Source organism: Bradyrhizobium sp. 61 (genome assembly GCF_023073075.1).
Lineage (GTDB): Bacteria > Pseudomonadota > Alphaproteobacteria > Rhizobiales > Xanthobacteraceae > Bradyrhizobium > Bradyrhizobium barranii.
In genome coordinates, this window is record NZ_JADPIU010000015.1 from 48,469 (window position 1) to 66,672 (window position 18,204).

17 protein-coding genes are annotated in these 18,204 nt (G+C 61.4%); 5 read left to right on the forward strand and 12 right to left on the reverse strand.

The genetic code is table 11. The annotated features are described in order from the left end of the window. Positions 1–71: 71 nt before the first annotated feature. The 5 genes from IVB46_RS07225 to IVB46_RS07245 form a co-directional block, all read right to left on the reverse strand. The gene (locus IVB46_RS07225) at positions 72–1,019 is read right to left on the reverse strand and encodes an ABC transporter substrate-binding protein (protein ID WP_247311833.1); all 948 of its coding nucleotides are present in this window, start codon (positions 1,017–1,019) and stop codon (positions 72–74) included. Positions 1,020–1,232: 213 nt separating this feature from the next. Further along, a complete protein-coding gene (locus tag IVB46_RS07230; protein ID WP_247311830.1) occupies positions 1,233–2,267 on the reverse strand; it encodes an ABC transporter substrate-binding protein in 1,035 nt (344 codons plus the stop codon). A 582-nt stretch (positions 2,268–2,849) separates the two neighbouring features. Then, positions 2,850–3,692, reverse strand: coding sequence for an enoyl-CoA hydratase-related protein (locus tag IVB46_RS07235; protein ID WP_247311827.1), 843 nt, complete (start codon positions 3,690–3,692; stop codon positions 2,850–2,852). Positions 3,693–4,354: 662 nt separating this feature from the next. Next, on the reverse strand, positions 4,355–5,470 hold the full coding sequence (locus IVB46_RS07240; RefSeq protein ID WP_247311824.1) for a DUF2336 domain-containing protein: 1,116 nt from the start codon (positions 5,468–5,470) through the stop codon (positions 4,355–4,357). 390 nt (positions 5,471–5,860) lie between these two features. Continuing rightward, positions 5,861–6,589 carry a sulfite exporter TauE/SafE family protein gene (locus tag IVB46_RS07245; RefSeq protein ID WP_247311821.1) on the reverse strand — a complete coding sequence of 243 codons (729 nt, stop codon included), beginning with the start codon at positions 6,587–6,589 and terminating at the stop codon, positions 5,861–5,863. A 700-nt stretch (positions 6,590–7,289) separates the two neighbouring features. Between IVB46_RS07245 and IVB46_RS07250 the strand changes: the two genes are divergently transcribed. Continuing rightward, entirely contained in the window at positions 7,290–10,394 is a 3,105-nt protein-coding gene (locus IVB46_RS07250) for an AAA family ATPase (protein ID WP_247311815.1), read from the forward strand. A 160-nt stretch (positions 10,395–10,554) separates the two neighbouring features. Here IVB46_RS07250 and IVB46_RS07255 read toward each other — a convergent pair whose 3' ends face one another. Next, a complete protein-coding gene (locus IVB46_RS07255; protein ID WP_063985324.1) occupies positions 10,555–10,818 on the reverse strand; it encodes a hypothetical protein in 264 nt (87 codons plus the stop codon). A 340-nt stretch (positions 10,819–11,158) separates the two neighbouring features. Between IVB46_RS07255 and IVB46_RS07260 the strand changes: the two genes are divergently transcribed. Further along, positions 11,159–11,620: a universal stress protein gene (locus IVB46_RS07260; protein ID WP_085403286.1), complete on the forward strand. Its 462-nt coding sequence runs from the start codon at positions 11,159–11,161 to the stop codon at positions 11,618–11,620. 95 nt (positions 11,621–11,715) lie between these two features. Further along, entirely contained in the window at positions 11,716–11,844 is a 129-nt protein-coding gene (locus IVB46_RS44845; protein ID WP_256376431.1) for a hypothetical protein, read from the forward strand. Between the two features lie 66 nt (positions 11,845–11,910). On the opposite strand, the gene IVB46_RS07265 is transcribed toward IVB46_RS44845, so the two are convergent. The 6 genes from IVB46_RS07265 to IVB46_RS07290 all read right to left on the reverse strand — a co-directional run bounded on the left by IVB46_RS07265 (position 11,911) and on the right by IVB46_RS07290 (position 15,624). Beyond that, complete coding sequence (locus IVB46_RS07265) at positions 11,911–12,477, reverse strand: DUF1697 domain-containing protein (RefSeq protein WP_247311812.1); 567 nt, start codon at positions 12,475–12,477, stop codon at positions 11,911–11,913. 170 nt (positions 12,478–12,647) lie between these two features. Then, positions 12,648–12,920: a hypothetical protein gene (locus IVB46_RS07270; RefSeq protein WP_247311847.1), complete on the reverse strand. Its 273-nt coding sequence runs from the start codon at positions 12,918–12,920 to the stop codon at positions 12,648–12,650. 236 nt (positions 12,921–13,156) lie between these two features. After that, the gene (locus tag IVB46_RS07275) at positions 13,157–13,423 is read right to left on the reverse strand and encodes a DUF3551 domain-containing protein (protein WP_085403284.1); all 267 of its coding nucleotides are present in this window, start codon (positions 13,421–13,423) and stop codon (positions 13,157–13,159) included. 154 nt (positions 13,424–13,577) lie between these two features. Then, the gene (locus IVB46_RS07280; protein ID WP_166349883.1) at positions 13,578–14,087 is read right to left on the reverse strand and encodes a DUF2867 domain-containing protein; all 510 of its coding nucleotides are present in this window, start codon (positions 14,085–14,087) and stop codon (positions 13,578–13,580) included. Between the two features lie 317 nt (positions 14,088–14,404). Then, entirely contained in the window at positions 14,405–15,295 is an 891-nt protein-coding gene (locus IVB46_RS07285; RefSeq protein WP_247311808.1) for a sigma-70 family RNA polymerase sigma factor, read from the reverse strand. A 20-nt stretch (positions 15,296–15,315) separates the two neighbouring features. Continuing rightward, on the reverse strand, positions 15,316–15,624 hold the full coding sequence (locus tag IVB46_RS07290) for a hypothetical protein (protein ID WP_247311805.1): 309 nt from the start codon (positions 15,622–15,624) through the stop codon (positions 15,316–15,318). Positions 15,625–15,858: 234 nt separating this feature from the next. Here IVB46_RS07290 and IVB46_RS07295 point away from each other — a divergent pair, with 234 nt between their 5' ends. Both IVB46_RS07295 and IVB46_RS07300 read left to right on the forward strand, forming a co-directional pair. Beyond that, positions 15,859–17,271: a DHA2 family efflux MFS transporter permease subunit gene (locus tag IVB46_RS07295; protein ID WP_247311802.1), complete on the forward strand. Its 1,413-nt coding sequence runs from the start codon at positions 15,859–15,861 to the stop codon at positions 17,269–17,271. 191 nt (positions 17,272–17,462) lie between these two features. After that, the gene (locus IVB46_RS07300; protein WP_028158991.1) at positions 17,463–18,200 is read left to right on the forward strand and encodes an SDR family oxidoreductase; all 738 of its coding nucleotides are present in this window, start codon (positions 17,463–17,465) and stop codon (positions 18,198–18,200) included. The last annotated feature ends 4 nt before the right edge of the window (positions 18,201–18,204 follow it).

Sequence of the window (18,204 nt, forward strand, 5' to 3'; positions counted from 1 at the left end):
CAGCTCGGGCCGACATACGTTCCAGCCAGTTCCTGGGCGGCGGTCCCTTGGTGGCTGCCCGGCAGCCGCGCTCATTCAACCACCTCGTCGGCGCGTAACAGGAATGACTCCGGTACTTTCAGACCGAGTGCCCGGGCGGTTTTCAGATTGATGACGAGGTCGAACTTGGTCGGCTGCTGGACTGGCAAGTCGGCGGGCTTCGCCCCGCGCAAAATCCTGTCGACAAAGGTCGCGGCAAGCCGCCATAGGTGGGTTGCGTCCACGCCGTAGGACATCAGCCCGCCCGCATCGACGAACTCTCGGTATTCAAACATCGTTGGAATTCGCGCGGTCAGCGCTCGGGTCGCAATGGCGAAGGTGAGTGGGACGCCGACGGCATAGAGTGCGTCCGCACGTTCCCTGAGGGCCTCGAAAGCCGATGCAACGTCCTCTGCGCGCCGGATTTCCAGTATCGTCGCCTCGAGGCCGAGCGCGGATGCCGCCGCCTGCACCTCATCCATCCTGTTTTTGAAACCGGGGCTATTGGCATTGACCATAACGGACAAGCGGCGGAAACCCGGGACAACCTCGCGCAACAGCTCGAGGCGCTTACCGGCAAGACTGATGGGGTTGAGCGCCAGGCCGGTCGCATTGCCGTCCGGTCGGGCCAAACTTGCGACGAGGTCGCTGCCAACAGGGTCGCCAGAAATGGAGACAATTGGGATGAGCGATGTCGCACGTTTTACCGCGAGGGTCGGAGATCCCCCCACCGTGACGATGACATTCACCTTGAGCCGGACGAACTCGGTCGCAATTTCGTTGGAGCGTTCGGTATGTCCCTCCGCAGAGCGATACTCGATCGCAACGGTCCGCCCCGCGATCCAACCGAGTTCGCGCAACCGATCCTCGAAATCCTGGGCCGACCAGGCCGGGCCCAAGAATCCGATGATGGGTAGCTTTCTCGCCTGCTCCGCCCGCGCCGGGCTCGGGCCCATAAACGCGGCAACGCCGACGAGCGTGATGAACTCGCGCCGCCTCATTAAGTTACTCGTTTGAAGCGCCCGACTGAGGCATACAGCCTAGCATCTTTCAACCGGGAGCCGAGCGAGAAAAGGGCTGGCAGCCCGCCCTAACCGTGCGACGCAATGTCCGCAACGGGTCAAAAACGGCGCTTGGGAAGTCGGCCGGTCACTTCCGGTCCGCCCCGATAAGCGGACCACTTCGCAGTTCGCTTGCACTTCGCATTGGGGCCATCAGTAGAAGTAAGCCGTCCTCACTCGATCACTTCGTCGGTGCGGGCGAGGAGCCCTGGCGGTACAGCCGCGTCGAGAGCCTTTGCCGTTTTGAGGTTGACTGCCAACCACAGCTTGCTTGGAAATTCGATGGGAAGATCGCCCGGGTGTGCCCCCCCTGAGGATCTTGTCCACGAAATAGCCGGCGCGACGATAGCACCAGCGCAAGTCAACGCCATAGCTCACAAGGCCGCCGTGGACAACGTGCTCGCGATATCCGAAGACGGTCGGCAGCCGCTTTTCAAGGGCGATAGCACCGATCTGCTCGCTCATGTTGAGCAGCAGGTTTGTCTGAAGGACAACGGCGACATCGACCCCTTCGTTCGCCAGCGCCGCGAGCGCATTCGGAATGTCCTGCGCCGTACCGGCATCGGCTTCGACCACGCTGAGGCTCAAAGCCCCACAAGCTGCCCTCAAATCCCCGACTTGAGGCGGACCCTTGGGATCGTTCATGTTGATGAGCAGTCCGACGCGCCTTGCCTTCGGCACGATTTCTCGCGCGAGTTCAATTTGCTTGGTCGGCAAACCGGCGATGTAGGGCTCAATGCCCGTTACATTTCCTCCTGGGCGAGCTTCGCTGGCAATCAAGCCGAGATGGACCGCATCGGCAAGCGCGGGACAGACAATCGGTATTGTCGATGTTGCCTTTCGGGCAGCGACGGCTTCCAGTGTTGCTGGCACAGCGATGATATCGGGTTTGAGCAGAGCCACCATCTCCTCAATCGATGGTACCCGGTCCCGGAAGATGTCCGTTCGCCGAATGATATCGATGTTACGGCCTTGCTCGTAGCCGAACTCCGAGAGCCCCTTAACGAAATTGCCGAACGCCAAGTCCACCATGAATTGGGGCAACGTCACCCCCGGAGGTGCAGGTCCTGCCCATGCGATGAGCGGACGTTTTCGCGCGGGCTGCGCTCTTGAGCCTTGACCAAACAATGTCGATCCTGCTGCAGCGCCAAAAACGCCGAGATATTCGATGAACTCCCGCCGTCGCATGTGTCCCCCCTGTACGGGCCACGCTATTGGCTGGTGAGGTTAGCACCTTGCAGCGGTCTGTGCGGCAATTTAGCGAGCCCGTTGCCCAACCGGCATTCGCCGGGGGATGGTCGAGATGGGTCAAAGGCTGCCCTCGGCGGCTCTATGGCGCTATTCCGCTTAGCCCTCTGAAGTGGACCGTGCGACGCTTGGCCCCGCCCTTCCCGCTTCGCCCTTTCGTCAACCAGCGAAACAACCAATTCTGAGATTACGGTGACAGTGCACTCAATGACTCCGGCCGCTTTCGCGGGTTCGATGGCTCATGAAACTGTCACCGTAATCGTGCCGAGTCGATCGCAGGGAATCTGGGGCCAAAAGGGGTCCACGTCGCCTATGTCCTGATCGACGCGGTGATTGACCTCGAATGGACGCGCGCTCGCCGTCCCGATGCACCCAACGACTTCTTTATCCAGCCCGCCGCCATCCCAATGAGGCGTGGCACGTCGCCCAACAGTCGAAGAGCGCCTGCCCTTCGGCGAGACTTGGTAGAACGAAATACGCTGGCGATACGCGAACGCAACACGACCGTTCGCGAGCTTGTTGTCACCGTCCCTCGTAAACGGGTGGACGCTTTTGTGCCTCGGCATCACGGCCTTCCTGGAAATCCCTGGTCGTGAGCAGCGCACTATATTGGTCGCCGAGCTTAGCGAGCGCCGTCTGAGAGTCTTCGAGCGCCATATGGGAGGAGGCCAGGGACGTCTTAATCCCGAGAGGGCCGCATGCGGCGATCTTGTTGGCGATCTCGACAGCCTTCGCGAGAGCCGCATCTCGGTTTGGGGCCACTTCCTGAACCGTTCCCATCCGGAGGGCTTCCTTCGCACCCCAATGATCGCCTGTTAGAATGAACCGCATGGCATTTCCCCATCCGGCTTCTCTGGGGAAACGAACCGTTGCACCGCCTCCGGGAAAACGGCCGTGCGTGTTCTCATCCTGACCGAACTCCGTGTCTTCCGACGCTACGCGTATGTCCGCTACAAGGAAAAGCTCGTGCGCCATATTCCAGGTGTCGCCATGCACCGCGACAACCAGAGGCTTCGTGAGCGCTGGCCCGGTCCGCCCTAGAGGGTCGATGAAGCCGGGCCCATCCATCATCTTTTTTCCAGACTGAGCGAATGCCTTGTAGGCATCGACATCGACACCTCTGGAGAAGCGGTCGCCATAGCCGAACAGAACCGCCGCACGGAGCGAGGGGTCCCGATCATACTCGTAGTATGCTCTCGCCACGCTTTCTGTCGCATCCGGATCCAGCCGGTTGTCGATGTAGGGCCGATTGATGCCAATCAGTACAATTTGGCCTCTGCGCTCGATGGTAATCTTCGTCTGCTGATCGTACGGGATGTCCGCCATAAGCCTGGACTGCGCGGCCTCGTCGGTTTGTGATGTCATCGACTTGTCTCCCGATTTCTGGGCCTGCAACGCAACCGTCCCGAAAAGAACGGCCACTACTCACCGCGATCGGTGCTGAAAGCTGTGGTGTTGAGCAACGCCAGGCATTGCCCCATAAGCCCTGTTGGCCCCATACCAGGGAGCCGCGCCGCCGGGGAGTTCGAGGCCCATTCTGCCTGCTGGCGTTAACTCGCAGTCGTTCAATATATCCCTATTGGGATATTGCGCCTGAAACGAAGCTGGATTTTGAGTCGCCCACGTCGGGCACTGGGCACTTGCAGAGCTTACCGCGCCAATCGACATCATCGCTGCAATAATGGAAGTCCTGAATCCAATCATAATCGTACTCCGAACGGTTGTTGTTTTCGTGCGGAGCGTTCGCGCTGGCTAGAATCGGCTGCTCTGTTGAAAGCGTTTCCTGCGAATTTTTTTGACAAGGATTAGGTAGGTATGCGCTTGGGAAAAGACACGCAGTGGAAAATCACAGCTGCGCGAACGGCAAATCGGCACGCTCACCATTGCGTGAGCCGCCCCCACATCCATGGATGTCTGACGTCGGGATTGCGGTGACAGTGCACTCAGTGAGTCCGGCCGTTTCACGGGTTCGAAGGCCCATGAATTAAGTGCACTGTCACCGTAATTGTGTCGCCGCAATTGCGATCCTAGATCATGCGCCGAGGCTGTTGAAACGAGCCGCCGAAAACCTCCTCCTTTCGCGTTCGGTAGATGGTGACGACCTCCCGGCACGCTTTGACATTCAACCGGTGGAAATCGATCTTCAATTGATCCAGCTCGCCAACGGTTATCCGGTAGTTGGCCGCGCCCAGGAACAGCAGCGCCATCGTGGTGGGCCATGAGAAATCGAGAGACTTGGCCAGGATCAACACCGGCTCGCGATCCTTCTCGATCAATGCCCGTTCCGCGACGTCTATTGGAAGCCCACAGAGCAACGACAGGGCAACGGTGGTCTCGTTGAACTTGAGAGAGTGAGCAAGCTCGAAGACCTTGTCTTCCGTCAATTCGCCTCTCTCGTGCAGTTTTGCCACCGTGCGTTTCGCAGTGAAGTAATCCTTCGACGCCGGGCCAAACCTGGCGTGAATGGCCCCGGTGACATCGACGACGACGCGATGGACCTGATGTTCGATATCCGGACGCTCCCTCTTCAGCTTTTGCCGCACCTCTTCAGAGGCTTTGGCGATCAACTGGTGGAAGAGATGTCGAGGAATATCCTTTCGAAGTCCCACCGATTCAGCGAGGATCGAATCCCCTTCCGACCGCCGCACCAGGTGCAGAAATCCGGATTTGGAGAGGTTCGCCCCGGCATTTGAAGCGACCGAGGTTACGACCTCGGGAGATCCGCGCACCACCAGGACATCGGTGACCGTTTCCGGGACCGTTTGCCGTTTGGAGATTGCAAGCAAATGTTGCTGGCTCTTGTTCTTGGCACACGCAATCAATGTCTCGGTGTCGAGGCGCTCCGACTGACTGAGAACCGGCCATGCGACATCGATGCAGTCGTCGCTTGCCATCTGCCGGGTCAACGCATAGGGCGCGTTTGAGCTGCATGCGAGCTTTCCCGCGAGCTTCGCCCGCGCGCTCGTTTCAATCTCTTGCGCGAGACGACCGATGACCTCACCGAACGTCCAGATCTGCTCCTCGGAATAAGTGCCGGCGATCAGGATGTCCGCCGCATGCCAGAGCGCCCGCAGACAACTCTCGGGATTTCCTCTCGCAACTGCTTCGTCCAGCTCGACCAAGAATGACGTGATAGCAGCCATTGATGCGCTCGCAGTTTGAAAATGATCGAACGACAAAAGCGGGATTTCAAAGCAATGGGCGATGACACCACCCAGACCTGAACACGCGGTAAAGTCATTCCCGCCGCCTTGGATCGGGCATAAGGTCCGCCTAATCAGATCGATCGAATTTTAGGTATTGCCTGACTTGGAGGAGGCGGACGCCGTCGACAACCCACCCAACGGAGCTGCACCCGCGAGGTCGCGCGTTTTGACCAGCAGCAGCCTCTGGCAAGCGAAAGATGACCTCGGCTGGGGCAGCAGCACGGCCCACCGAATGGTTCGGCTCTCGCTCAAGGGATTACGGCGGCAGTGCTACTGCGCGCCGTACTCGAATGGCTGCCATTGTAACTGGAGGCGCGACCGGCGTAACTACAATACCAGCAACAGTCCCGAAACCAGCAAGATGCTGAGAATAATTCGCCGGAACAGCGCGTCATTGACGCAGCGAAAGACGTAAATCCCGAGCGCCGTTCCTGCAACGAGCGCCGGGATGCCGACGGCGAAGTCAGCCAGGACCTTTGTCGACAGATCTCCTCGGATCAGCATGAGAACAAGTGCGAATATCTGCATGGCGGCGATGAAGGGTTGAACCATTCCGCGCTGTTCGGTTTTCGGCACGCCGTGGATGTCACACCATATGGTCGGTATTGCACCCGGCATTGCCGTCAACCCGCCGACAAAGCCTCCGCTGAAGCCGATCAATGCATTACGTCCCGCATTCATCTGCAAGCGATGAGAAAGCGCCGGCCGGAATAACGTGTAGGCCGCGTAGCAGGCGACGGCGAGACCAAAGCTCTCCCTGAAGATCCGGGCGTCCGCCGCTTGCAGCAACCACACGGCGATCGGAACGCCGAGCAATCCGCCGACGACCAGTCCCGAGCTCTGCTTCCAGCAGATGCTTTTTCTCAAGGCCCAAAGACCCGCGGCTTGCACGGTGATGCTGCAGGCCATCATCAGCGGGACCGCCTCCCGTGGTGGGAGAACGTGAAGGAGAATCGCGCCAGCCACCGCCGAAAAGGCAAAGCCCGCGAGGCCCGAGACGAAAGCGCCGCAAAACACGGCGATGCTGAGCAGGCAAAACGACGCCATGTCGCCCATGAGCTAACCCTTCTTGTCTGTCAAATCCTGGAATAGCGAGCTGGCGATCAGTCCCCGGACGACAGTCCGGGCGGCTCGGGCGGTGCCCCAGCATCGCTCTGGCGGGTCGACGTCAACATCGTGGCTGCAAGAATGTGAAAAATGACAACGCAGATGGCGATCGTTGCGAGCAGCGTATTCTCGCCCGGCGCCGAAATCCGAAGCTTGCGTTCGGGCGACTTTTCACTGACCGGCATTGTCTCGCCCTCCAACATCTGACCGAGAGGCAAACTGGGGCCACCCATTGTCGGTCAGGTGACGATTCTGTCGAAGGGTGCGCTCTGCCTGCAGCCGTCGCGAATGGTGGAGCGCTTGAAGGAGGCGTCCAAACCAGCCTTCCTTTCGGGAAGACCCTGTGGAGGCGACAAACGAACTCGCTGAAAACAACGCATCGCTTCTGGTTGAAGCTCTGCTGCTGAACAATGGTGCGGAGGATGCCGCGATCGACTGAAACATCTTCTGAAGCAACAACCCATAGAACACGCGGGTGAGACGCCGCGCCTTTTCTTCCAAGCGCATGACACAAACACCTTGTGTGAGTGACTGGATACGGCTGGAAGTATCGAGCGGGACGCCGCGCCACGCTTTAAGGCGAGCTTAATTTGTTCTTATCGTTTCCTTGATTCTGAAGGGTGTGCTTGCTTTCGGGCCCGCGTACCGGTTGAATATCCGCCTTGCGCACACCTCCGAAGGCATTGTTTTGCTGTACCTATTTGACGAGTTTGTCCTCGACACCGACCGGCGGGAATTGCGCCGTGACGGACGTACGATCCCGTTGCAGCCCCAGGTTTTTGACATCCTCGAATATCTGATCCGCCACCGCACCCGGGTGGTGACCAAGGACGATCTGATCGGTGCGATCTGGGGCGGGCGCATCGTCTCGGAGTCGGCGCTCACCACCCGCATCAACGCAGCCCGTACCGGAATAGGCGATTCCGGCGAGGCGCAGCGGCTGATCAAGACTTTGCCGCGCAAAGGCGTCCGCTTTATCGGCACGGTGCGGGAAGCGGCCAGGGAGGTCGAGAACGCGGTCGTACCTCTGAAAACCGAAATCTCCACCCTGGTGGTCGGCCGGACCCCCTCCTTCGCGACGATCGACCAGATGACGCGGCACGTCCTGTCCGGCAAACGGCAGATGGTTTTTGTCACCGGAGAAGCCGGGATCGGCAAGACGGCCTTCATCGCCAAGGCGCTCGAGCAGCTGACGGAACAGGGCTTCGATCAGCTCTATGGGCGCTGCACCGAACGGTTCGGAACAGACGAAGTCTTTCTTCCACTCATCGATGCGCTGGTGAGCCGTTATCGCGCGAACGGTCCGGAATTGATTTCGGCAGTTCGCGCCCACGCACCCACCTGGATCCTGCAATTGCCAGGCGTCATCGACGCATCGGAACGCGCGGCTTTCCAGGACGAGGTGTTCGGCGCGACGCGCGAGCGGATGCTGCGCGAATTCTGCGATCTTCTGGAAGCGCTAAGCATCGACCGCCCCAGGGTTCTTGTTCTCGAAGATCTGCACTGGAGCGACTTCGCGACACTCGACGTACTGTCTCGCTTCGCGCGCGGGAACGGCAAGGCGCGCGTGCTGGTTCTCTGCTCCTATCGTCCGGCCGAAAGTTCCGTCGGCGGGCATCCCATCCCTCGCCTGCACCGGGATCTCGAGATTCATGGATATTGCAGCGAATTGCGCCTCGATCGGTTGTCGCGTCCGGAGGTCGAGCGTTACCTGGCATTGCGCTTCGGCGACCAGGAACTTGCCTCCAGCCTGTCAAAGCCGGTCTTCGAGCGAACGCTAGGGCATCCCCTGTTTGTTGCCACGCTGCTCAAGCACTTGATCGACCAGGAGTCGATCATCGAAGCGGACGACGGATGGCGCCTGTCCTCACAGGCGGCATTTGCGCAAGACCGCATTCCGGACAGCCTCGTGAACATGATCGGCCACGAGCTCGATCGCCTCACCGACAACGAGCGGCGTCTGCTCGACGTCGCCAGCGTTGCCGGCGAAGAATTTTCTGCGGCCCTCGTTGCGGCCGGCCTGTGCGACGATGCGATCGACGTTGAAAGGGACATCGAAGCGTCGATCCGGAAGGATCAAATCCTCGTTCGTTCGGGGGTTGCCGAGTGGCCCGACGGCACATATTCGGGCTGCTACGCTTTCCGTCACATTCTCTATCAGAACATCATTTACCAAAATCTGCCGCCCGGGCGCCGCGCACAAACGCACAAGTTCCTGGGCAAGAGGCTGGAGGAGGCCTATGCCGGCCGCACCCCCGAAATTGCGCCCGCGCTCGCACTTCACTTCGAGCAGGGTCGCGACTTTCCGAGCGCGTTGCGTTACCTCCGGGAAGCGGCAAATAACTCGACGAAACGCCTCGGCCATGCGGAGGCCGCAAGCTATCTCACCCGCGCGCTTGGCATACTCGATCGTTTCGATGCTGCCGACAAATTCTCAACCCGCGTCGCTCTTTTGCGGGAGCGAAGCTGGGCTCTTCGCTCGTGCGGCGACCTCGCCGGCTCCATCCGTGATCTGCGAGACATGATTGCCTGCGCGGAACAAGCGGGCGAGATCAAGCAACAGCTCAACGGCCTCACGGCGGTGAGCAGCCTCTGCTTGCGCGTGGATCGCCACGCCTGCCTTGAGGCCGCTGAAGATGTGCTGTCGCGAAGCCAGGCGCTGGCGGACGACACATTCAAGGCTCTGGTCCAGGGCAGCAGCGCGAGCGTCAACCTGTTCCTCAACGGCTGGCGCAAACAGGACGCCACGCTCTGCGACAGGGCGATCGAGCTGAGCGCGAATGCCACGAATTATGGCATCTTGATCAGGCGCAATGGAATATCCGGTATCGTCGATTGCTGGAGGTCGCGGTACCAGGAGTGCCGCCGCGCCGGCACGGAAGGCAAGCGGTTGGCGCGTCTGGCCGGCGACGTTTACACTTTTGTTCTGTTCAACGTTCTTGAGTCGATCGCGCTGATTCATCTGGGCGAGTGGCGCGAATTGCGACGTGAAATCACGGCCGGCCTCGAACTGGCCGTCAGGAACGCGAACGGCCCCAGCAGCGCATTGTGCCGCCTGACGCTTGCGTGGTTGCACGTCGAAGCGATGGACTTTGATGGAGCCCGTGAGCTCTGCGAAAGCGTCGACGATAGTCTGCTGGTCGGCGATCAGTCGACCTACTTCCACAAGCGGGCCGTCCTTGCCAAGGCCTATGTCGGGCTGAACGACCCGTCGGGAGCTCGCAGGCAATTTGATGACATCGAGCGCCGCAGGCATGAAGAAGGCATCGACATCGAATTTACCGCCGCGACGCAGGTGTATCATTGTCTCGGCGAATATTACTTGCAGGTTGACGACTTTACGCAGGCCCAGAGCTGTGCGCGCCAGCTCCACGACTATGTGGCCACGGCTCCGGATCTCAATCACCTGGCCCAGGCCCACGGACTGCTCGCCCGTACTGCGCTTGCCTTGGGCAATTCAGCGGAGGCTCGGTTGCAGCTGTCTCGCGCGCTGGAGATCGTCGACAGTGCCGACTTCCCGATTGCTTCCTGGCGGGTGTACCGCACAGCCGCCGAGATCTTCGCGAAGTACGGCGACGTCGACAGGGCGGCGACGTATCGCATGCGATTTGTCGAGACCGTCCGAAGGCTCGCGCAAAATTTCGAACCCGGGGATCGGCTGCACAAGAGCTTGCTCGCCATGTTGGCGACGCGAACAGCGCAACTGGAAGCAATGACCCCTCTGCCTCCGCGGCCCGACAGTGCACGCCATTGACCCGATCCGCCTCGACACGCATGGCGGCCAGGTCTGCAATCTGCCGCTCAGTCGGCCGAAATGGCGTTAAACTGTGCGGCAAGTTGCGATGAAAATGGCCAAGCTACTTTGAGCTTCGCACCGCGCGCCAATCCTTGCGAACGCCGGCGAGGTCGGATGCTCAGCATATCATCGGGTTATCCCCGTGATCGCAAACTCCACCCGGTTGATCCGAGGGTACTGGCGCAAATGCGTGGTAGGCCGGCGTAGCGATCGATCGCTCGCCCTCGAAGCGAGAGCTCGCCCCCACGCCCTGCTCGGTGCGCCGATCGCCGGTGCGGTGCTCACGCGCCTGGAGCGGCGTGCTGAAGATTGCGGTGACGACCAGTCCGGTCAACAGGGCCTTGGACAGGACTGACGCAATGGGATTTTTGAATGGTGTCATCGTGGTGGTTCCTTTCGTTTGGGGGATCCCCCGCAAGGCAAGAGATCCGGTCCACCACCCTTAGACGTGCGTTGTCGCGCACTTATTCCCAAGTCACAAAGTAGTTTCCGAGGCGCGTACAATCTTCTCGGACACGAGACAGAGCTCTACGCCGGATTCGGTTGCCTGCATCGAACGTGAATAAAGGTTTAGTCAGCCGAGAACCGGACGTGTCCACGCGGCGCGCGGCGAGCTTTGTTGAGGCTGTAACGGCAAGACCGAAAACGCACATGGACCCACGGCGCGTATAAGATCATATTGCCCAGGCATCACTTTGTTCGAAGAGCAGAGGATTGATCGAATGTACGCCAACATTCTCTTGAGCACGGACGGATCGGACGTTGCGCGAAAAGGCGTTGAGCATGGCATTGCCCTGGCGAAGGCGTTGAACGCCAGGCTGACGATCATCACGGTGACGGAAGCGCTGCCGGTCGACTATGGGAGCGGACACGCCTCGGGATGGATTCCGACGCAGGAGGAGGTTGACAGCTATGACGCAGCCTGCAAAGCCCGTGCAGGCAAAGTGCTCGATGAAGCGCGCGCCATGTCGGAGCAGATCGGCACGCCTGCGGAACTCCTGCACGTTCCGAATGCGCACCCGGCGACTGCGATCATTGAAACAGCAGAGTCGAGAGGCTGCGACTTGATCGTCATGGCCTCTCACGGGCGTCGCGGCCTCAGGAAGCTGTTTTTGGGCAGCCAGACATCCGAGGTCCTGGTGTATGGAAGCGTGCCGGTGCTGGTCGTGCCGAAACCGGCATAGTGCAGGGCTTACCCCACGCCACTCGGCTGTTCTGCCGGGCGAGCCCAACCGAAACAAGGCGCCAATCGACCGCTCTCACGCGGCAGGAGAATTTTATGGTCAGTGAAAAAGGCCCGAACATCAAAAAGAAGCAGAAATGCAAAAATTGCGAGGGCAAAGGCTTGCTCAAGAAGGGCGAGAAGGTGGTGAAGTGCCAGCGCTGCAAGGGCACGGGGGTGCGGTGATGTTGGGTTGATGACCGCTCTATTCCCGGGGGATTGCGATGACAGTGCACTTCCCAGCAATCGATTTTATTTTTGATCAGCCCGGCTGGATCGGGCCGAAGTCACGGCGTCACCGATTCGCTTTAGCGTATTCGTGTTGCGCAACGTGCCGACGCCCTTCAGGCGCCCCGCGCCTAACGCCGAAAGCAAACGCGATCGCGCTGGATCGCCCGTAAAATGGATCCAGAGATCGCCGCCGGCGACGGCTATTCGTTCATCGCTGATATAGCGTGCCAGGGCGTTTTCGCCGCCTTTCGGGATTGGACTGCGCATCACGCGAACAGCGACCCTTTGCGGATCAGCGGTCGCTTCGGCACGAAACGGGTTTGCGCGTAGCAGGCGTCGCCACGCGTCAGCGTTGCGAACGATGATTGCGACATGCTTGCCGAACCGCACGTTGAAGGCCGCTTCGAGATTTTCTTCCAACTCGGAAATCGACGCCTTGTCGCTGTCAAACGTCAGATTTCCCGTCGCGCCGATGGTTCTAGGGTCGTGGAGGCCGAGGCCTTGCGCCATAGCACGCAGCTCGGCCATCGCCAATCGCCGGCCGAGCGGGAGAACCACACTGTAAAGCAGGGCCACGTAGGTCGTCATCGTTGGATGGCTCTCGTTCTCGGTCGGCTATCCTGACCAGCTTTATCTTTCACAAGGTCAAATATCTTACGAGGTGCAGTCAAGCACTGTCACCGCAATAGCCCGCACCATGAAGCCACTGGTATTCCGGCCGGCAACATCAAGCTTCGTGCAGTATTCTGGGCGATCCATCACAGAAAGGTCGTGAGCTCATAAGCCAGCACGGCTCCGCCAAGACAGCGCCGCCATGGGTTCACCCCGCGGAAAATCTCGTCGAGGGCCCAAACGATGAGGCCGCCTTTAAACACGATGTCCAGGGCAATAGCGGCAGTGCCCGGCGGCTGCCAGATCCAGCGCAGGGCACCGGCCACGATGACGACCCAGAGAACGAGGTTGGGGGCCTGGGCGATCGTGATGTCACCGGTTTCGCGATTCCGAAAGAACCATTGCAGGAACCTGGACATGATCGCGCTCGCCTCTCCGATCGCGAAGATTCTCGAGTACTCCGGTCGCCGCGATTCCCGATGTTTGCGATCGAGGGCCGCATCGGGTCTTTCGCGGTTTCGGGAGATGACGACGACAGCGCTGGATTGCTTGCCATCGACGGGCAGCCTATGCGTCCCGACGCATTGCGGCTGCTTCGGTGGAGCAGCCACATCGAACATGGGCGCCGTCGCCGGCGCCCTTCATCGCTTGCCGCTCAATCCCGGCTGCGATGCAGCACGTGCCGTTGCTGCTGCGGCGCGTAGGCCCGCATCGGGTTGATACCGCAGCTCTCGTTGGTGCCGCTCGCGGTGGCGCGGCACTGCTCATAGGTAGAAAACTCGCAATTGCCGGGGTAGCCCGATTGGCGGCCCTGCAGGCAATAATTGTCTTGCACCTCGGTTGCGGACGCGGCGGTAGAGGATGCCGCGACGGTCAAGGTGGAAACGGCCGCAAGGACGGCGATGGCAAGATGACGATGCATGAGGGAACTCCTGTGTAGCGCTCGCCGGATGCGAGGACTCTCGTAAGCTAACGTTTGAGATCTCGAATACTTCGCAGCCGGAGAGATTAAATCGCTGTTATGTGCCACAGGGGCGGCACGCCCGTGCTCCGCTCTTGCGCCGCGGCGCGCGACCTTACAGTTCAGCTGGCCAGCCCGATCGCTCGGCTCGACGCAAGGACGACTTTACGATCAGGCGATGGAAGGGCGCGATTCCCGCGATATAGGCCCGCCCTCCCAAATGATTGAAGGTCACGACCGTTGTGGCGACAAGTCGGCGGCACAAGGCGGACTCTTCAACCAAAACGGACAAACGGAAGTCGAGATGGCGATCGTCCTCGCCAAGAATAATCTCATGACGACGCCGATCGTAGACCCGAAAGAAATCGATCCTGTCGGTCGCAACGTCATCGCGCAATTCAGACGATGTCTTAAGACCAAACCCGGCAACCAAAGTGTCCCTTAGAGCCACTAGCCAGCCGACCCATCGCGCCTGACCCATAAGCATATGGGTGGCGAGGCGCTCGGCGTCGCCCGTCGCATGGCTCGGCAGATCGATCGCGAATGCGTCAGCGAAGCCCGCCTTGGCGTAGAGCGGCTTGAGCACCGAACGTTGCGGCAAATCCACTCGAGCAACGCGCGCCATAGATGTTCTGCCCAGACTGAATGGAAGCGAAGAGGTGGTGGAGACCAATAGCACCCGCGGGACTCTCCAACAAGCGGCGAGGCCACCGGCCAGGTCGGTGCCCCCTTCCCGCTCAGCGGTCATTGAAACTGAATCGCAGACCACGCTGCCGGCCACGCGAATAGGTGCCAAGCCGATTACAGCGACAGTGCACTCCATGCCTCTGGCCGCTTTCATTGGCTCGAAGGCTTGTGGATTAAAGTCCACCCACAATAGGAGGGTGAATGGCGCTCAACCTTGTTTCCGTTCAGGTGCGGCGGATGGGTCGCTACGTACACTCACCCTCCATCCACCACGCACTCCGCACCATCGATAACGTAGGCTGCGTGACGAAAATCCCTGATGGTGGCGAGCTTGTCGGCGGACCAGTTCAACAGCATGAAATATTTCGGCCGCCCGCTCGGCTCGTTCGGATCGAACACCAGGATCGCGGGACGTCCGTCGACCTGCCCCGTCACCAGGTGCCAGTCGCTGATCTTCGAGTAATTGCCGAAATAGCGCGACACCTCGGCCTTGCCGTTCAGCCTGGTGCGGTTGACGAGTTCGAGCCTGACATCATCGGCGATCATGGCGCGGATCGCGTCGAAGTCGCGGGCATTGAAATGGCCGACATAGGCGTTGAGCCGCGTGCGGTCGGCTTCCGACAGGCCCGGCTGCGGCGCGTCGTCCGGCTCCCCGGCGAACTCACGCAACTGCGTGCGCCCACGATGCAGCGCGGCCTTCACCGCCGGCAGGCTGAAATCCATGATGTCGCAGACCTCGGCAAGCGAGCAGCCGAGCACGTCCATCAGGATCACGCTGGACCGCTGCGCCACCGGCAGCCGCATGAAGGTACGCAGGCTGGTCGCAGCGATCTGCCGGCTTTTCACATCATCGAGCTGGTCGGCAATCATCTCCACCTCCTCAGCCGAATGAAGCGCCTCCTGCCGGTTGCGGCGGCGCAGGAAATCCAGCGCGGTGTTGTGCGCGATGCGGAACAGCCAGCCCTCCGTATTGACGACGGGCGTGACCGATTGCAGCGCTCCCATCGCCTTGATCAGCGCATCCTGCAGCACATCCTCACCGTCGACGACCGAGCCGACCATGCGCGCGCAGTAGCGATGCAGCTTCGGCCGCATCCGCGCCAGCAGCGCCTCGATATCGATGGTGGCCAGTGGCTCTGGCGCCATTGCTCCTCCGCCTCGCCTGGTCAGGACTCGTCCAGCATACGGTAGTTGCCGACGATCCTCACATCACGAACCAGCGGCGGCTCGGCGCAGCGATCGCGGATGCCGTCCTGGAATGCCTGAAACGCCCTGAGTTTCGGGATCTGGCTTGAGCCGTCCTCGGCCGCGGCCTCGACCAGATGGATGAAGGTGTCGTCCTCCAGCCGCAGCGTCAGATAGCGCACGCCGTCCGGCCCGGCCGCCTTCAATTCCGCAAATACGGCCGAAACCAGCTCGGCGTTCCTGTCGGCCAGCTCCGGCTTGGCCTTGTACCTGATCAACGTCCTTTTCATCGCGCTCTCCTTGCTCATGTCGCGACCTCCCGCATGGCTTTCCCAGACAACCGGTGCCCCGCTTTTCCGGATCAAGCTCGCGTCAATGGCCGCGTCATCCCCAAGGACGTTTGGCGACCGGCGAAGGATGCGGCCCGGAAAAAATTATTTCCGGCCGCATCCTTTGCCCCTCCGGCCTCGTCTAGCCGGCAGAACGCGCCGCGACAGGGTGGCGCAACACACGGAGAGAGGGCGATGCAGACCCCGACCAATCGCGCCGAGAAGAACTGGGTGCTCGGCGTCACCGCGCTGGCATCCTTCATGATGGCGCTGGACGCCATGATCATTACGACGGCATTCGCGACCATCCGCGCCGAATTCGGCAGCCCGGTCGAGACGCTGCAATGGACCGTCAACGCCTTCAACCTGACCTTCGCCGTGCTGCTCCTGACCGGCGCCGCGCTCGGCGACCGCTTCGGTCGCCGCCGCATGTTCGCGGCCGGGATCGCCCTGTTCGTCGTTGCGTCGGCGGCCTGTGCGCTCGCCGGCAATGCCACCGCGCTGATCGCCGCCCGCGCGCTGCAGGGCGCCGGCGCCGCTTTGGTGATGCCGCTGGCGATGGCGATCCTGAGCGGCACGTTCGGCCGCGAGGAGCGCGCCCGCGCGCTCGGCATTTTCGCCAGCATCACCGGCTGCGCGCTGATCATCGGCCCCGCCATCGGCGGCTTCATTACCGAACATCTCGGCTGGCGCTGGGTGTTCTGGATCAACCTGCCGATCGGCCTGATCGCGATCGCCCTGGTGCTGGCACGCTTGCGCGAAAGCTTCGGACCGGCTGCCGCATTGGACATCCCCGGACTGGCTCTCGTCGCCCTCGCGGCGCTCGCGCTGGTCTGGAGCCTGTTGCGCGGCAACGCAGTGGGATGGGCGAGCGCTGAGGTCATGGGCACGCTGATGTCAGGCCTCGTGTTCACAGCCGGCTTCGTGCTCTGGGAATTGCGCGCAGCCGCGCCGATGGTGCCGATGCGGCTGTTTGCATCGCGCGCCCTCGCCTCCGGCATGTCCGCAAGCGTCCTGTTCTACGCCGCGATGTATGGCGTATTGTTCCTGCTGCCGCAGTTCCTGCAGACCGCCCTGGGCTTCGACGCCTTCGGCGCCGGACTTCGCCTGCTGCCCTGGACAGCGACGCTGTTCGTCACCGCCCCGATCGCCGGCGCGGTCGTCAACAGGTTCGGCGAGCGGCCGCTGGTGGTGACGGGATTGCTGATGCAGGCGATCGGCCTTGGCTGGATCGCGGAGATCGTGAGCCCCGCGGTTGCCTACTCCGCCTTGGTCGCGCCGCTGGTGCTGGCCGGCGTCGGCGTCTCAATGGCGATGCCGGCAGCGCAGAACGCGATCCTGAGCTCAGTCGCGGTGGCTGAAATGGGCAAGGCGTCCGGCGTCTTCAACATGGGCCGCTTCCTCGGCGGCATGTTCGGCATCGCTGCGCTGGTGGCGAGCTTCTCGGCCAACGGCGGGGCCTACTCGGCCGCGCATTTCGAGAGCGGATTTGCTGCGGCGATGCGCCTCGCCGCAATGCTGTCGTTGGCCGGCGCGATTGCGGGGCTTTTCCTGCCGGCACGGCGACGGACCGCCAGTGCAGCCGCGCCACAGGATGCGTGGCGCTGACACAGGCACGGGGCTGCGGTGACGTTGAGGTGGTGACCTCCCTCATGCCAAGGTAAGGGCCGCCAAGCCGTCAGCGGCGGATACCGCACCATTCACTGTTCGTCCCACCCGAACAGTGAAGCCAATTCCAGCGGGATTATCCAGCCAACCTCCCTGCCTATTATCTCCCCATCAAACAGGGAGACCCCACCATGACCACCCAGCACCCACGCACAGCCATCGTCACCGGCAGCTCGAAGGGCATTGGCGCGGCGGTCGCCGAGCGGCTGGCGCGGGACGGCCTCGCCGTCGTCGTCAACTATGCGAGCGGCGCTGCGCCGGCCGAGGCGCTGGTGGCGAAGATCAAGGCCGCCGGCGGAGCGGCGATTGCGGTCAAGGCCGACATCAGCAAGCTGGCCGACGTGCGCGCACTGTTCGACGCGGCCGAGACGGCATTCGGCGGCGTCGACGTGCTCGTCAACAATGCCGGGATCATGAAGGTCGCCCCACTGGCCCAGACCACCGACGAGGTGTGGGACCAGACCATCGCGATCAACCTCACCGGCACCTTCTATGCGCTGCGTGAAGCGGCGAAGCGGCTGCGCGAGGGCGGCCGGATCGTCAATTTCTCGACGAGCGTGGTCGGGCTTTATCAGCCGACCTATGCGGCTTACGCCGCGACCAAGGCCGGCATCGAGGCGATCACCCACATCCTCTCGAAGGAGCTGGGCGTGAGGCGGATCACGGTCAACGCGATCGCGCCGGGCCCAGTCAACACCGAGCTGTTCCACAACGCCAACCAGCACGACATCTCGCCGATCATCGACCGGACGCCGCTCCATCGACTCGGCGAACCCGACGACATCGCGCGCGCGATCTCGTTCCTGGTCGGGCCCGATGGCGGCTGGATCAACGGCCAGATCCTGCGCGCCAATGGCGGCATCATCTGAAGCC

What these genes read in the sequence shown, in the direction of transcription:
- IVB46_RS07225 (WP_247311833.1), bottom strand. Translation starts at nt 1,019, where the DNA reads ATGAGGCGGCGCGAGTTCATCACGCTCGTCGGCGTTGCCGCGTTTATG.
- IVB46_RS07230 (WP_247311830.1), bottom strand. Translation starts at nt 2,267, where the DNA reads ATGCGACGGCGGGAGTTCATCGAATATCTCGGCGTTTTTGGCGCTGCA.
- IVB46_RS07235 (WP_247311827.1), bottom strand. Translation starts at nt 3,692, where the DNA reads ATGACATCACAAACCGACGAGGCCGCGCAGTCCAGGCTTATGGCGGAC.
- IVB46_RS07240 (WP_247311824.1), bottom strand. Translation starts at nt 5,470, where the DNA reads ATGGCTGCTATCACGTCATTCTTGGTCGAGCTGGACGAAGCAGTTGCG.
- IVB46_RS07245 (WP_247311821.1), bottom strand. Translation starts at nt 6,589, where the DNA reads ATGGGCGACATGGCGTCGTTTTGCCTGCTCAGCATCGCCGTGTTTTGC.
- IVB46_RS07255 (WP_063985324.1), bottom strand. Translation starts at nt 10,818, where the DNA reads ATGACACCATTCAAAAATCCCATTGCGTCAGTCCTGTCCAAGGCCCTG.
- IVB46_RS07260 (WP_085403286.1), top strand. Translation starts at nt 11,159, where the DNA reads ATGTACGCCAACATTCTCTTGAGCACGGACGGATCGGACGTTGCGCGA.
- IVB46_RS44845 (WP_256376431.1), top strand. Translation starts at nt 11,716, where the DNA reads ATGGTCAGTGAAAAAGGCCCGAACATCAAAAAGAAGCAGAAATGCAAA.
- IVB46_RS07265 (WP_247311812.1), bottom strand. Translation starts at nt 12,477, where the DNA reads ATGACGACCTACGTGGCCCTGCTTTACAGTGTGGTTCTCCCGCTCGGC.
- IVB46_RS07270 (WP_247311847.1), bottom strand. Translation starts at nt 12,920, where the DNA reads ATGTCCAGGTTCCTGCAATGGTTCTTTCGGAATCGCGAAACCGGTGAC.
- IVB46_RS07275 (WP_085403284.1), bottom strand. Translation starts at nt 13,423, where the DNA reads ATGCATCGTCATCTTGCCATCGCCGTCCTTGCGGCCGTTTCCACCTTG.
- IVB46_RS07280 (WP_166349883.1), bottom strand. Translation starts at nt 14,087, where the DNA reads ATGGCGCGCGTTGCTCGAGTGGATTTGCCGCAACGTTCGGTGCTCAAG.
- IVB46_RS07285 (WP_247311808.1), bottom strand. Translation starts at nt 15,295, where the DNA reads ATGGCGCCAGAGCCACTGGCCACCATCGATATCGAGGCGCTGCTGGCG.
- IVB46_RS07290 (WP_247311805.1), bottom strand. Translation starts at nt 15,624, where the DNA reads ATGAAAAGGACGTTGATCAGGTACAAGGCCAAGCCGGAGCTGGCCGAC.
- IVB46_RS07295 (WP_247311802.1), top strand. Translation starts at nt 15,859, where the DNA reads ATGCAGACCCCGACCAATCGCGCCGAGAAGAACTGGGTGCTCGGCGTC.
- IVB46_RS07300 (WP_028158991.1), top strand. Translation starts at nt 17,463, where the DNA reads ATGACCACCCAGCACCCACGCACAGCCATCGTCACCGGCAGCTCGAAG.